This is a genomic window from Thioalkalivibrio sp. ALJ3 (assembly GCF_000377205.1).
GTDB lineage: Bacteria > Pseudomonadota > Gammaproteobacteria > Ectothiorhodospirales > Ectothiorhodospiraceae > Thioalkalivibrio.
In genome coordinates, this window is record NZ_KB897909.1 from 1 (window position 1) to 14,352 (window position 14,352).

Annotated in this window: 10 protein-coding genes; 5 read left to right on the forward strand and 5 right to left on the reverse strand. The window is 65.3% G+C overall.

Features of this window, described 5'->3' with window-relative positions; translation table 11 throughout:
- Positions 1–318: 318 nt before the first annotated feature.
- From C935_RS0110080 to C935_RS0110095, 4 genes are all read right to left on the reverse strand, one after another.
- On the reverse strand, positions 319–858 hold the full coding sequence (locus C935_RS0110080) for a transposase (RefSeq protein WP_018862376.1): 540 nt from the start codon (positions 856–858) through the stop codon (positions 319–321).
- Positions 859–1,034: 176 nt separating this feature from the next.
- Positions 1,035–2,180, reverse strand: a complete 1,146-nt coding sequence (locus tag C935_RS0110085) for a lipocalin-like domain-containing protein (protein ID WP_026278759.1) — start codon at positions 2,178–2,180, stop codon at positions 1,035–1,037.
- A 152-nt stretch (positions 2,181–2,332) separates the two neighbouring features.
- Positions 2,333–4,873: an FtsX-like permease family protein gene (locus C935_RS0110090; protein ID WP_018862378.1), complete on the reverse strand. Its 2,541-nt coding sequence runs from the start codon at positions 4,871–4,873 to the stop codon at positions 2,333–2,335.
- Positions 4,870–5,583 (reverse strand): ABC transporter ATP-binding protein, encoded by a 714-nt coding sequence (locus tag C935_RS0110095; protein ID WP_026278760.1) that lies wholly within the window; start codon positions 5,581–5,583, stop codon positions 4,870–4,872. The genes C935_RS0110090 and C935_RS0110095 overlap by 4 nt, the downstream gene beginning before the upstream one ends.
- A 416-nt stretch (positions 5,584–5,999) precedes the next feature.
- On the opposite strand from C935_RS0110095, the gene mgtE (C935_RS0110100) reads away from it, so the two are divergent.
- From mgtE (C935_RS0110100) to C935_RS0110120, 5 genes are all read left to right on the forward strand, one after another.
- Positions 6,000–7,358: a magnesium transporter gene (gene mgtE, locus C935_RS0110100; protein ID WP_018862380.1), complete on the forward strand. Its 1,359-nt coding sequence runs from the start codon at positions 6,000–6,002 to the stop codon at positions 7,356–7,358.
- A gap of 11 nt (positions 7,359–7,369) precedes the next feature.
- Complete coding sequence (gene mgtE / locus C935_RS0110105; RefSeq protein ID WP_018862381.1) at positions 7,370–8,728, forward strand: magnesium transporter; 1,359 nt, start codon at positions 7,370–7,372, stop codon at positions 8,726–8,728.
- Positions 8,729–9,187: 459 nt separating this feature from the next.
- Positions 9,188–9,637, forward strand: coding sequence for a pilin (locus tag C935_RS0110110; RefSeq protein ID WP_018862382.1), 450 nt, complete (start codon positions 9,188–9,190; stop codon positions 9,635–9,637).
- A 232-nt stretch (positions 9,638–9,869) separates the two neighbouring features.
- Positions 9,870–10,703 carry a hypothetical protein gene (locus C935_RS0110115; RefSeq protein WP_018862383.1) on the forward strand — a complete coding sequence of 278 codons (834 nt, stop codon included), beginning with the start codon at positions 9,870–9,872 and terminating at the stop codon, positions 10,701–10,703.
- Positions 10,704–11,481: 778 nt separating this feature from the next.
- Positions 11,482–12,324 (forward strand): ion transporter, encoded by an 843-nt coding sequence (locus C935_RS0110120; protein WP_018862384.1) that lies wholly within the window; start codon positions 11,482–11,484, stop codon positions 12,322–12,324.
- Positions 12,325–12,527: 203 nt separating this feature from the next.
- Here the strand turns inward: C935_RS0110120 and C935_RS0110125 are convergent, their stop codons facing one another.
- Entirely contained in the window at positions 12,528–14,213 is a 1,686-nt protein-coding gene (locus C935_RS0110125) for a 2-isopropylmalate synthase (protein WP_018862385.1), read from the reverse strand.
- Between the last annotated feature and the right edge of the window lie 139 nt (positions 14,214–14,352).

Here is a 14,352-nt window from a genome sequence, read left to right on the forward strand (position 1 = left end):
CTTGACCTTGCCCGCCTCCAGATCCCGGACCCACATGCAGTCGAGCTTGTTCTTGCTGACATCAATGCCAATATGAGCCATCTCGTCCTCTCACCTTGTCCGTACAGCCTCACCCGCCCTTCACGGGGAGCTTGGATACCGTTCAAACTTCGAGATGAAAAAGGACTCGGGGGCCCATCTACGGCACAGGTTCGTGACCTCAGGATGCGATCGGGTTACCCCGAGTCCGGTGCGGTCCATGGTAGCGATCCGTGAACCGCAAGACACAAGGATGCGATGAGCAAAGCGAATCGCATCAATCCCTGAATCTCCAACCCCTCAATCCCTCTCCCCCAAAGGCCAATCCTCCATCTCAGGCACCCCGCCCCAGTCCGCCGGATACACCCCAGCCCGCACAAACCGGTGGAAGCTGGAATATGGCCAATCCGCCACGGCCCGAACCCAGCCGTGCTTGACCGGGTTGTAATGGATGTAATCGACGTGCCGCGCCCAATCCTGCTCGTCACGGATGCAACGTTCCCAGAACCGGCGCTGCCAGATGCCGCGCTCGCCGCGCTGAGCCCGGCTGTATGTTCGGGTTTCGAACGGCGCAATCGAACGCGAAAAGCGTGCCTTGATCAGTCGCCATCTCCGACTGAAATCGGTATCGCCGTCAGGCAACCGCCAGATGCAGTGCAGATGCTCGGGCAGCACCACCATTGCGTCTATAACGAACGGGTGCCGTCGCCGTACCTCGCGAAATGCGTCCCTCAGGGCATCAATATGATCGATCAGCAGGGTGGTGTTGCGACGCCAGGCGGCGTTCACGGTAAAAAAGTACGTGCCGCCGGGCACGTATACGCGGCGATAATCCGTCATCCATAGCCCCCTTCCCTGGGTTCATGGTCTTCAACGTTGTTGCGGAATGATGCGATTCGCTTCGCTCATCACATCCTACCCAAGCATTACCCCCCGAGGCACACCCTATACCCCGACCGTAAGATGCGATGAGCCCCGCGAATCGCATCAATGCACGACACCGCCCAAGCCCCCGCCTACTCGTCATCGTACCCGGTCAGCTCCACGAAGCCGCGACCCACCGGCTCGCCATCCGCATCCAAGATATCCACCGCGCCTTCCCAATAGCGGATCACGGTGTCCATCTCCTGTTCGTCGCGGATGGCACGCACAGTGAATTCGCGTGGAGCCGAGCCGTCCGGCGGTTCGATGCGCATCGCCCATTCCACGGGATAGCGATTGCCGGACGGCTGCGTGGCCCAGCGTCGGGGCTCCAGTTCGACCTGGAAGGGTTCCAGCAGCCGGTCGTCGGCATCCGCCGGCATCCAGCGGCCCTTGGACAGCGGGTGCGGCTCCCCGTCCTCCTTGCGTAGCTGGTAATACATCACGTCCAGCCCGTCGTCGAACTGCAGCGCGAACCAGTCCCAGCCCACCTGATCCTCGGACAGCGCACTGGTGCTCCACTCGCGGTCCATCCAGGCCTGACCGGTCACCGCCAGGGGTCCGAGCTGAGCACGCTCGACCTCGCCGCTCACTTTGATGCGGGGCATGGAGTAGTAATAGGAGGCATTGCCCGGCTCCGGGCCCTTCTGGCTGAGGCCCGCCTCGCCCTGGAGGACCGGGCCGCGCAGGGGCTCCAGTTCCAGCGCCAGCCGGTAGTCGTCCACGCTGAAATCCAGCGTCCAGCGATCCCGGTCCAGATCCGCCAGCTGCCAGTCCTCGGCCCAGACCCGGCCGACCGGCTCCGTGGCCCCGGCCAGCCCCGCCCCGTCGCGCACGAAGCGCTCCTCGGAGGCGTGGTGCCCGGCCTCGCGGTCAATCACTGCCGTATGCGCCATCCAGATATCCGGGCTGGCCCAGGCCGACTCGTGCCAGCGGGCGTCCCCCGCCAACTCCGGCGCCAGCCCGACGCGGAAGAAAGTGATGTGAAAGCCCAGCCGCTCGCCCTCCGGCCCGTCGAGGTTGCCGGTCACATACCACCACTCGTTGCGAAACCCCGGGTGCGGCCCGTGGTCACGCGGAAAATCGAACTCCCGCGGCGCATCCGCACGCCGGAACCCGGCCGTCTCCTCCCCGCCCAGGGCCTCGCCCACGCGCAGGCCGGACACCTCGGCCTCGCGCGCATCGGGCGGCTCCGCCCCATCACAGGCCGCCAGCAGCACAACAAGCCCAACCAGCACCAACAGGCGCAGGACCTTCTGAGGAAACATCTTTGGGGACTTCTGTGGGAGCGGGCTTGCCCGCGAAAGGACCTTGCCAGAGCCTGGCGCGGGCAGGGGCTTCGCGGGCAAGCCCGCTCCCACAAAGCCCACTCCAACATGCTGCAACCAGGCCATCAGGGCACCTCCCGCAAGGCGGGCACCAACCGCATGCGCGCCATTCGCCAGGCCGGGATCAGCGCCGCCAGCAGCGCCGCCCCCACGCCCAGGGCGACGGTCTCGGCGATCTCGCGGCCCGGCCAGCGCAGGTCCATGCCCCAGCCGAAGGCCTCGCGGTTGATCACCTCGATCAGTAGCCAGCCCATGCCCAACCCCAGCGGGATCGCGGCCAGCGCAGCGAAGGCACCCAGTACCGCCCCCTGAAACACCACCAGCCCGCGCACCCCGCCGGGCAGCAGGCCAAGGCTGCGCAGCGTGGCGAACTCGCGCGCGCGTTCCATCTGCAGGGCCATCAACGCCCCGAGGATCGCGATGAACGCGACCAGCAGCGTGATCACCCGCAGCAGGTGCGTGATCGCAAAGGTGCGGTCGAAGATCGCCATGGACTCCTGCTCTATATCGCCGGGCCGCGTAACCATCGCCGCCGTCTCGCGCTCGGCCAGCCACGCCTCCAGGCGCTCGATCGCCGCGCCGGCATCCACGCCGTCGGGCAGGCGCAGCCCAAACGAGCCCACCTCCTCTGCACCGGCCGTGCCTGCATAGAACCGCTCGCCCAGCATCAGCACGGTGCCCTGCGGACTACCGTAGTCGCGATACACGCCCGCCACCTCGAACATCCGCCGCCCGTCATCCACACGGATATCCAGCCGATCACCCACACCCACGTCGTGATGGGCGGCAAAGGGCTCAGTGACCAGCACCGCATCGGTCTCGCGCAGGCGCCGGTCGAGTTCTTCTCCCTTGGCCTCGGCCCGCAGCAGTGGCAGGTAATCCAGCCAGACCGGATGCGGCTCGACCACGTAGAGATCGATCATCCCGACGTCACTCGGTGTGTCCTGGCTGGAGCCGGTGCTGACCGACTCCGCCTCGGCGATGCGGGCGAGCGTCTCCCCCCAGTCCGCAGGCAGTCGCGCCCCGCTGCGCGCCGCGGCGGGGGCCACTGGTACTACGTACAAATCCGAGGTGAGTGCCTGGCCCAGCCACTGCTCCACGCTGTCGCGAAAGCTCCCGACCATCACCGACACGCTGATCGCGGCCGCCAGGGCCAGCGTCAGCGCCGAGGTAGCCGGCGCGCTGCGCGACAGGCTCCGCTCCAAGCTACGCACCCCGATACGCGGTAGCGTCTGCCCGCGACCCAGCCGCGCCAGACCGCGCAGGACCCAGGCCAGCACCAGCGGAAGCAACAGCACAAAGCCGGTGATCAGCAGGAACAGCGCGACAAAGCTGCCCACCAGCCCTCCGACCCCGAGCAGCAGCATCGCGCCACCCGCCGCCAGCAGCACGACGGCCGCTGCCGCCAGCCCGCGCAGGCCCCGGCGCGCCCGGCGCTCCAACCGCCCGCGTCCAAGGCTGCCGGGGCTGGCCGCCCGCGCCGCCTCCCAGGCCGGGGCCAGCGCCGCCAGCAGCGACAGCCCCACCCCCAACGCGATCACCGCCAGCAGCGCCAGCGGGCGCGGCGTCACCTCCGTTACCGCCACCACAAAGAAATGATCCGTCACCGTCTGCGCGACCTGACCGACCAGCACCTGCGCCAGGCCGATCCCGACCAGCACACCCAGCAGCGTGCCGATCACACCGACCAGCAAGGCCTCCAGCATCACCACACCGAACAGCGCCCGCCGGCCGGCCCCAACCAGGCGCAGGCTCGCCAGCACCTCGCGTCGGCGCAGTACCGCGAAGGTCTGCGTGTTGTAGATCAGGAACGCCGCAATCAGCAATGCCAGCAGGCTCATCGCCGTCAGATTGATGCGAAAGGCCTGCGCCAGCTCGCGCGAGGCCTGGTCGCGCGCCGCGACCGGCACGAGTTCCAGGTCATCCGGAAGCTGCTCCGCGAAGGCGCCGATGTCGGCGTCGTCGAGGCGCACGTCGATGCGATCGAGCCGCCCCGGCCGGCCGAGCAGCGTCTGCGCGGTGGCGATGTCCGTGACCCACAGCGAACCGCCCTCATCGTCCGATCCGGACGCCGCTTCATCGCGCTCCGCTTCACGGTCAAGCAGGGTGACCTCGAAGCGCCCGGCAGCGGTCTCGAGTGCCAGGCGATCCTCGTGGGTCATCCCGGCATCCGCCCACCAGCCACTCGGCGGCAGGATCGTGCCCGGCTCGGTGACCAGCCGCTGAACCGGGGCATCCCCGATATCCGAGGCGGCCCCGCGGAACGGGCCCTCGGCCAGCGGATCGACCCCCAGTACATAGATCGTGCGCCCGTCCGGAAGCCGCGCGGGTCCTTCCACGATCGGTGCGGCATCGCGCCAGCCGGCCAGCCGCAGATCGCGATAATGCGCCTCGTCGAAGCCCCGGGCCGGCCCCAGAATCTGGTGGGTCGCCGTACCCGCCACCTCGTCCATCGAGCGATCGAACGCACGCTGCGCCGACTGGTTGGCCAGATCCACCGCCAGCACCACGGCCACGGCGATCACCACTCCCACCAGCGTCAGCAGCCGCTGCAACGGGCGCCTTCGCCAGTCGCGCAGCCAGGCTTTCACCAGCAGTGAGCTCACGTCGCCGAAGCTTCCACGGCGAGATCCTGCAGGTGGCCGTCCTGCATGCGCAGCACGCGGTCCAGACGCCCAGCCAGGTCTTCACTATGCGTAACCAGCAACAGGGCGCAGCCGGTCGCGCGCACCTGCTCCAGCAACAGGCCGAACACCGCCTCGCCAGTGCGCGAGTCGAGGTTGCCGGTCGGCTCGTCGGCCAGGATCAACGCCGGCCGATGCACCAGCGCCCGCGCGATTGCCACGCGCTGCTGCTCGCCGCCGGAGAGCTGCTCCGGCTCGCGCCCACCCTTGTCCCCAAGACCCACGGCCGCCAGTTGCTCCACGGCCTGCTCACGGCGCTGCGCGGCATCAAGTTCCGTCGCCAGCTCCAGCGGCAGCATCACGTTCTCCAGCGCCGTGAGCGTGGGGATCAGATGAAACGACTGGAACACGATGCCGACCTGCGCACGGCGCAGCCGCGTGCGCGCCGCCTCGTCCAGCCCCGCCAGCGCCTGACCGGTTAGTTCCACCGTGCCGTTATCGGCCGGCTCCAGCCCGGCGGCCAGATGCAGCAGCGTGGACTTGCCGGAGCCGCTCTCGCCGACGATCGCCACGCGCTCGCCGGGTGCCAGCGCCAGCTCCACGTCATGCAGTACGCGCCCCTCGCCGGGGTAGCCGAAGGCCACGCCGCGCATCGCCAGCACCCTTGTCCCGGGATCGTTTCGTTCTGTCATTACGTAGCCCCTGCCTGGCCGGTCGAATCGTGTCGAAACGGCTGCTCCATATGCCCCTTCATATCGCTGCAACGTGCAACCCGCATCCTGCCGAGACAGACCCCTGACAGGAGAGGAATGTTTCAAAAAAGCCCCCAAGCGGTTGATTGCGGCCCGACATCCGTTAGAATACCGGTATCTCCACACACGGGAACGCGCCTTGAAACGTCGATCACGCAGTCGATCTATCTGCGCCTCGCGGTAAGCGCCTTCTTCCCGAACCGGACGCTTCCCGCTGGGCCTCTAAGTACTAGAGTGCCGGGAGCGGCCGGGCCCCAGCCCGATCCCGACCGGACCAAGACACCGCATCCGTGCGGCGCCTTGTGAGGCTGTGTATCCAGCCCCCTGGCCCGCGGATGGCAGCCGGGAGTAAGGGCATGGATTTGCATCTGGAACAATCCATCATCGAGCTGAAGGAGCTGCTGCGTCTGGACGACCGCGACGGCATCCAGGAACTGCTCGACTACACGCGCGTGCAGGATATCGCGCATGCGCTGATGGAACTGGGCGACGACGACCTGTGCGCGGTGTTCAACCTGCTGGAGCCCGGGCGCAAGGCGGATGTCTTTTCCTACCTCGACACCCCGCACCAGATCCGGCTGCTCGAGGCCTCGCCGAAGGACGACGCCCGCTTCATCCTCTCCGAGATGGAGGCCGACGACCTCACCGGCCTGCTCCAGACGCTGGACCCGGAGACCCTGCGCGGCTACCTGCGGCTGCTGCCGTTTCGTGCCATCCGCCGCGCCCTCAAGCAGCTCAACTACCCGGAGGACTCCGCCGGTCGCGTGATGTCCCCGGACGTCGTCGCGGTGGACCCCGACTGGACGCTCAAGCGCGCACTGGCCTTCATCCGTCGCAACGCGGACGAACACTCGAACAACGTGATCTTCGTGGTCGATCAGGACCGCGTGCTGCTTGCGGCCGTGCCGATCCGGCACTTCCTGCGCGCCTCGGCGGACAGCCCGGTGCGCGAGCTGCTGGGCGAATCCGATCCGATCTCCATCCCGGTATCCGCCACTGCCGTCGAGGCCGCGCGCAAGATCCAGCACTACGACCTGGAGACCCTGCCCGTGGTCGGCGAGACCGGCGAGCTGCTGGGGGTGATCACGGTCGACGACGTGATGGACGTGCTGGAGGCGGAATCCACCGAGGACTTCCACAAGATCGGGGCGGTCGGGACCCTCCCGCTCTCGCCACAGGATGCGAGCCCGTTCCTTTTGTACCGCAAGCGCGTGGGCTGGCTGATCGGTCTGGTCGCGTTCAACACCATCGGCGCGCTGATGATCTCGCAGTACGAGGAGGCCATTGAGGCGCTGGTGGTGCTGGTGTTCTTCCTGCCGCTGATTATCGACTCAGGCGGCAACGCGGGCGCCCAGAGCGCCACGCTGATGGTGCGTGCCCTGGCCACCGGCGAGGTCACGTCCAAGGACTGGCTGCGGCTGTGGGGCAAGGAACTCGGCGTGGCCGTCGGGATCGGCGTAACCATGGGCCTGGCCGTATCGGTTCTCGGCCTGTGGCGCGGCGGGGCCGACATCGCCCTGCTGGTCGCGATCGCGATGACGCTGATCGTCGCGTTCGCCAGCATGGTGGGCATGCTGCTGCCGTTCATCCTCAGCCGCCTGAAGCTGGACCCGGCGACCGCCAGCGTGCCGCTGATCACCGCGATCGCCGACCTGGGCGGCATCATGATCTATTTCTCCCTGGCCGTGGCAATGCTCGGCCTGGCGACTCCGTAGGGGACTGACCGATGAGCCCGACCGACGACGACATCCAGACCCTGCCGCAGACACTCAAGACCGCGCTGAACCAGCCCACGGAAGACTCGCTTCAGGGACTTTGCGACGCCCATGCGGGCGCCGACCTGTCGGACGCGCTGGAGGCCCTGCCGGAAGACCAAATGCTGGACTTCTTCCGGCGTCTCGACGTGTCCTGCACCGCCGATGTCTACGCGCACCTGGAGCCCGACCACCAGACGCGCGTGCTGCACGCGCTCGACGAGGACCATGCCAGCCAGCTGATGTCGGCGCTGTCCTACGACGACGCCGCCTCGGTCCTGGAAGGCCTCCAGGACGACCACGCCGAATCCCTGCTCGAGACCCTGCCGGACGACGACCAGGAGGCGCTGGAAACCCTGCTCGGCTACCCGGAGGAAAGCGCCGGGCGCCTGATGACGCCCGAGTACGCCACCGTGCAGCCGGACTGGTCGGTCGGCGAGGCGATGGACCACCTGCGCGAACACCACGAACTGGCGGAGACGGTCAACACCATCTTCGTGACCACGCCGGAGGGCGAGCTGCTGGGCTGGGTGCGCCTGAAGGAACTGCTGCTGTCGCGCCCCACCACCAGCGTGCGCGAGCGCATGCACACCGATGTCGTCAGCATCGCGGCCGAGGAAGACCGCGAAGAGGCGGCCCACCGCATCGGTCATTACGACCTCGACGTCCTCCCCGTGGTCGACGACAACGGCCACCTGCTCGGCATCATCACCGTCGACGACGTGATGGACGTGCTGCGCGCCGAGACCACCGAGGACTTCCACCGCATGGCGGCGGTCGGCGACATGGTGCTCTCACTGCGCGACGCCAGCATGAGCCTGCTCTACCGCAAGCGCATCGGCTGGCTGCTCATCCTGGTCGCGGTCAACATCTTTGCCGGCATCGCCATCGGCTACTACGAGGCCGCGATCGAGGCGGTCGTGGCGCTGGTCTTCTTCCTGCCCATGGTCATCGCCTCCGGCGGCAACGCCGGGGCCCAGGCCGCCACGCTGGTCGTGCGATCACTGGCGGTAAACGACATACAGCTACGCGACTGGTGGCGCCTCGGCGGCAAGGAAGTCCTGGTCGCCACCGCGCTCGGCGTCACCCTCGCCGCAGCCATCTGGGTCTCCGGCAACTGGCTGGGCACCGTCGAGGTCGCCAACGCGATCGCCCTGGGCATGTTTTTCGTGATCATCTTCGGCTCGCTGTTCGGCCTGTTCCTGCCGTTCGCCCTCACCCGCGTCGGCTTCGACCCGGCCGTGGCCAGCGCCCCGCTGATCACCTCCGTGATCGACATCGTCGGCATCCTGATCTACTTCGGCGTCGCCGTCGCCATGCTCGGCCTCTGACCGCCCGCCCGGCTACGCCCATCGACCACCCGTAGGATGCGATGAGCGCAGCGAATCGCATCATCACACCTGCCCACAACCGGTGCGTTTCACCAGGCTCAACCCACCCTGCGAATCGCTTTGTCATCTCGGCTGCACCCCCGTCATCCCGGCCCCAGCGCAGCGAAGAGCCCGGATCTCCACCCCCAGCCGAAACCCCTGCCTGGCGCCATCCGCCCGGCACAACACCCCGCAAACCCCGAACACTGACAATGTGCGTCAGTTCACATGACAAAATTGGTCACATGCCCCCTGTCACAGAGTGACCAAAGCCGTCATACTCGGGGCATCAGGCAACCCATACCCGCCTGACTACGGGGCTTTTCGCGAAATCGGACGAGTTGGCACCCGCCTTGCATCCACCAGAACGGATGCCGCACGGCGGCGCTCCGTCTTCCGTCACACACAGGGAGTAACACAATGCAGAAGAAAACCACCCAACAGGGTTTTACGCTTATCGAACTGATGATCGTTGTGGCGATCATCGGGATTTTGGCGGCGATTGCGCTGCCGGCTTATCAGGATTATACGGGGCGCGCGCAGGCGTCTGAAGCGTTTAGCGCGACTTCTGGCGTACGTGCTGATATCGGCGTCTATCTCTCCGAGAACGGCGAGCTACCAGATGCTGGAGACGATGCGGAAATCGATTCCACTCTGGCTGAACTTGAAGGCAACTATTTTGGCGCAGGGGACGCTTCCCTTACTGACGAAGGAACCATTTCCATTGCTTTTGACTCTGGCGTTCATAACGGTGAAACGATGACGCTTGAGGCGATTCTTAATACAGCCGGAAATCAGATTCGTCGCTGGGAATGCGATGGCCTTGACACTAGGTTCCTCCCGACTGCCTGTCGTCCGGAAGGCAGCTAAAGTCCACAAATATGTCAGACCTTTTGCTGGGATGGGGCTGGTACGTAGGTACACCCACTTAGCACTAGAGCCCCGGCCTTGTGCCGGGGCTTTTTCTTTTTCCGGTACCTAGGCACTTTGCATTTCTGTGGCACACCCACTTCCCTGGTTGTCATAAGCCCCGGCGATGCCCTCGGATCATCTGCGCATCTACGGGACACCCACTTTCCTCCATCCTACTCTCGGCCATCTCATGATCTCTCGACTGCCGCCCAGCGTTGTTGTTGGCCTTTCCCTATCTGCCCTCAGCGTCTTATGGGCCTGGGTCGCGCTCGCGGATATCGCAGCGATGGAGGTGGCACGAACCGACTGGCTACTCGCCGACTCCCCGCTTCCGCTCCTCTGGTATACGCTGTTTAGCGAAGGCAGGGCTGTGGAGATGGTGCAGTGGGCCTTGCTTTTCCTGTCAACCGTGCTGGCCACCAGCTGGTGGTTCTCGCGCCGAAGCACCGCCTCGTCCGCCGAACGGTTGCCGTTTCTATTGCTGGCCAGCGCACTGCTCTTGATGCTGGTCGAGGACTCCCTGAACCTACGACATGTCGTAGCGGATGACTATCTGCCGCTTCTGCACAGCCACCTGCCCTTTACCGAGTCCTTCATTAACCGGCTCATATGGGAATTGTCCTTCTATTCCATGTTGGCGGCGATGATGCTTGGTTCGATCGCGACTATTGTTCTTCGCCACAGGCCCCGCCGGAAGACACTCGTGTGGCTTTCTCTCGCGTTCGTCGTCTACGGTTCCGTGGGGTTTGGATCCGCCTTGCGACGAATCGGGAACTGGCAGGAACGTCTCGGTACATGGCTGATGGAGCGATTCGACCTGTACGGCCTTCCATACTGGCAGGATGCGCTCGAGATTATGGAACGGCCCAGGGAAATTCGTGAAAGTTACAGCCTCACCCTTGAGTACCTGCTCGTCGACCATCTGCTGGAGGAGTCGGTGGAGCTGATTGCGGCCAGCCTACTGTTAGCGGCTCTTCTGTACCTTTCCCGCGACATCCAGCCGCGGTCCGTACCAGTGCCGTGACCCACCGAGACCTGTCGCCTGTGGGGCATCTATGCGGCATCCGCTTTTCTCTCTTCAATGCTACCGGCCGGTTCGAGAAGGCCATCCCGTCTTCGTTCGAGGATCATCTGGAACTGACCGATGCGCTGGGGCGTTGCGTGCATGCAGCGATGCAGAGATCTATTGCGGACGGTCGGGCTCGGCCATAGGCGCGCCCCAGCAGTCGGTGGATCTGGCTACACGGCGGCAGTGCTGCTATCTGCGGGGCATGTCCATGGCTCGGTCGCTGTTCGCTCGCCACACTGCTCGCTGCGTTCAGGGAAGAACAGAAACCACAGGAAGCCAGCTTTTCGGTGCGATTCGCGTTGCTCTTCGCACCCTACGGGCCGTGCTGGCTGGTGACGAGGGACAGGTACAAAAAGAAAGAGCCACCCGGGCTTCCGTTCCTGGGCGGCTCTAGTGAAGGCGTCCCTGCCTTCGCGGTTAAAAGTAGCACACCGTTTACCGATTTCTAGACTTATTCCGCGTTTTTTGCCGAACGGCGCCGTGTGAACGATGAACGGTGTTTTCTCCAAAAGATCAACGATCATTTCATTCGTTTTGGCAAATCCAATCAGTCACATGGCTTCGCTTTGTGCGGTCGGCGCAGGGGGCATTGCCACGCAAGGCCGGTCGATGATTGCCGCTGATTCGGGTTTCGCCTACTCTTTGGCGCCTTCCCCGCGTGGCGCCCGGCAGTCACACAGCCGCGCCGCCGCGGGAAGCTCCATTCGTAATCAATACCAGGCAACCAAGCACCATGAGCGAGCCCATCACGCTGCGCGGCCGTCTCGGCCAGTTCATCGAGGCGCGCCTGACCCAGCGCGCCATCATCGCAATCATCCTGCTGAATGCCGTGACGCTCGGACTGGAGACGTCCGACACCGTGATGGGCTGGATGGGGCCGGTGATCATCGCCGCAGACGTGACCATCCTGTCGATCTTCACCGCCGAGGTGCTGATCAAGCTGTTTGTCTATCGCCTCAGCTTCTGGCGCAACCCGTGGAACGTCTTTGATTTCCTCGTGGTGGCGATCGCCCTGGTCCCGGCCACCGGGCCATTCCAGGTGTTGCGCGTGCTGCGACTGCTGCGCCTGGTGTCGATGGTGCCGAAACTGCGCTTTATCGTGGAGGCGCTGTTGAGGGCCATTCCCGGGATCATGTCGATCATGGGCCTGTTGATACTGATCTTCTACGTGTTCGCGATCATCGCGACCGGGCTTTTCAGCGACTCGTTTCCGCAAAAATTCGGGACGCTCGGGGCCTCGATGTATAGCCTGTTCCAGGTGATGACACTGGAAGGCTGGTCCGAAGACATCGCACGCCCGGTGATGGAGGTCTACCCCTGGGCCTGGGCGTTCTTCGTACCGTTCATCCTGATCGCCACGTTCACCGTGTTGAACCTGTTCATCGCGATTATCGTGGACGCGATGCAGCGCATGCATGACCGCGCGATGGAGATCGAGCAGCAGATGATCCACGACAGCGTGCACGAGGAGAACAAGGCGCTGCATTCGGAGATCCACGAGCTGCAGCAGGAGACGGTCAAACTCCAGGAACGCCTGATCCGCATGCAGAGCATGCTGGAGAAACGGGTGAAGTGACGACCTGACGAATGGCGGCATGCGCACGGTTCGCGTGCGAGCACGCTCCCGCAGGGTCCGGAATGTCCTCCGGGCCCATGGAAATCCGTAGGATGCAATGAGCGCAGCGAATTGCATCAATGCCGCGCCGCCCCCCAGCGACCGGTGCGTTTCGCGAGGCTCAACGCACCCTACGAAGCCTCCGGTAGTCCGTGGTCGCTGGATCAGGCGTTGGCGGCGACCTGCTCGGCCGCGGGTTCGCCCAGACGGCGGCCGGTGGCGTTGAGTACGGCCTGCAGCGTGGCGGCGGTCGTGTCCTCGCCCAGGGCGACGCCGACGGAACGCTCGCCGTCGACCTGTACGTCCACCGCGGCCATGGCGCGCGCCTCGGTGCCCGCCTCCATCGCATGCTCGTCAAAGTGGTTCACCTTGACCTCCACGCCCCGGTCGGCCTTCATCGCGGCGGTCAGGGCCTCGACCGCGCCGTGGCCCTCGCCCTTCAGGCGTGACTCGCGTCCGGGCGGGCCCATGGTTGCGTCCAGCCGCACCACCGCGCCTTCCTTCTCGATTTCGTAGCGCACCAGATCCCAGCCGGCGACCGGCGTCAGGTAGTGCTGTTCGAACAGCCGGTGGATACGCTTCGAGGAGACCTCAACCTGGGTGGTCTCGGCGTCCTTCTGCACGATGCGGGCGAACTCGATCGCCAGCCAGCGCGGCAGCTCAATGCCGTAGTCGCGCTCCAGCACATGGGACACCCCGCCCTTGCCGGACTGGCTGTTGATGCGCACAACCTCTTCGTAGCGCCGACCCAGATCGCTCGGGTCGATCGGCAGGTAGGGCACGTTCCAGTGGCCGCCCTTCTCCTTGTAGTGCGCCAGGCCCTTGCGGATCGCATCCTGATGGCTGCCGGAGAACGCGGTGTAGACCAGCTCGCCGGCCCACGGGTGGCGCGGATGGACGGGCATGTCGGTGCACTCCTTGTACACGTCCATCAGCCGTTCCATGTCGGACAGGTCGATGGTCGGGTCGATCCCCTGCGAGTACAGGTTCATGCCGACGGTGACCAGGTCCATGTTGCCGGTGCGCTCGCCGTTGCCGAACAGCGTGCCCTCCAGGCGGTCGGCCCCGGCCAGCAGGCCCAGTTCGGCCGCGGCCACACCGGTGCCCCGGTCGTTGTGCGTGTGCAGCGACACGCAGAAGTGCTCGCGATACTGCACGTGGTCGCAGAACCACTCGACCTGGTCGGCGAAGACATTCGGCGTGGCCGACTCGACCGTGGCCGGCAGGTTGATCACCACCTTCTGGCCCTGATCCGGGCGCCAGATCGCGTTTACTGCATCCACGACCTCGACCGCGTAGTCCAGCTCGGTGGTGGAAAAGCTTTCCGGCGAGTACTGGAAGATCCAGTCCGTCTGCGAGTACTTCGCCGCGTAGTCACGCACCCAGCGCGCGCCGTTCTCGGCGATGCCGCGGATGCCGGCGCGGTCCATGCGGAAGACCTGCTCGCGCTGGGCCGGGTTGGTGGAGTTGTACACGTGCACCACCGCGCGCGGTGAGCCCTCCAATGCCGCGAAGGTCTTCTGGATCAGGTCCTCGCGCGCCTGGGTCAGCACCTGGATATACACGCCCTCGGGGATACGGTCTTCCTCGATCAGGCGGCGGGTGAAGTCGTAGTCAATCTGCGAGGCGGAGGGGAAGCCGATCTCGATCTCGGTCAGGCCGATGTCCACCAGCACCTCGAAGAAGCGCATCTTCTGCTCGACGCTCATCGGATGCACCAGCGCCTGGTTGCCGTCGCGCAGGTCCACCGCGCAGAAGCGCGGCGCAACCGTGGTGCGCTTCGCCGGCCAGCGGCGATCCGCCTTGTCGATCGGCGGGAACGGGGCATATTTGGTGTGATCGAAGGCCATCTTGATTCTCTCCTGGGGCCGCAGCGTTCATCTGCGGCGATTCGTCCACTTGCACATTATCCTAACGAATTTATGCGGACAGAACCTTGCTTATTTCGCATGGAACCGCCTCGATGAGGCTCATTATTGCGCAGAAGAG

What these genes read in the sequence shown, in the direction of transcription:
- C935_RS0110080 (WP_018862376.1), bottom strand. Translation starts at nt 858, where the DNA reads ATGACGGATTATCGCCGCGTATACGTGCCCGGCGGCACGTACTTTTTT.
- C935_RS0110095 (WP_026278760.1), bottom strand. Translation starts at nt 5,583, where the DNA reads ATGACAGAACGAAACGATCCCGGGACAAGGGTGCTGGCGATGCGCGGC.
- mgtE (WP_018862380.1), top strand. Translation starts at nt 6,000, where the DNA reads ATGGATTTGCATCTGGAACAATCCATCATCGAGCTGAAGGAGCTGCTG.
- mgtE (WP_018862381.1), top strand. Translation starts at nt 7,370, where the DNA reads ATGAGCCCGACCGACGACGACATCCAGACCCTGCCGCAGACACTCAAG.
- C935_RS0110110 (WP_018862382.1), top strand. Translation starts at nt 9,188, where the DNA reads ATGCAGAAGAAAACCACCCAACAGGGTTTTACGCTTATCGAACTGATG.
- C935_RS0110115 (WP_018862383.1), top strand. Translation starts at nt 9,870, where the DNA reads ATGATCTCTCGACTGCCGCCCAGCGTTGTTGTTGGCCTTTCCCTATCT.
- C935_RS0110120 (WP_018862384.1), top strand. Translation starts at nt 11,482, where the DNA reads ATGAGCGAGCCCATCACGCTGCGCGGCCGTCTCGGCCAGTTCATCGAG.
- C935_RS0110125 (WP_018862385.1), bottom strand. Translation starts at nt 14,213, where the DNA reads ATGGCCTTCGATCACACCAAATATGCCCCGTTCCCGCCGATCGACAAG.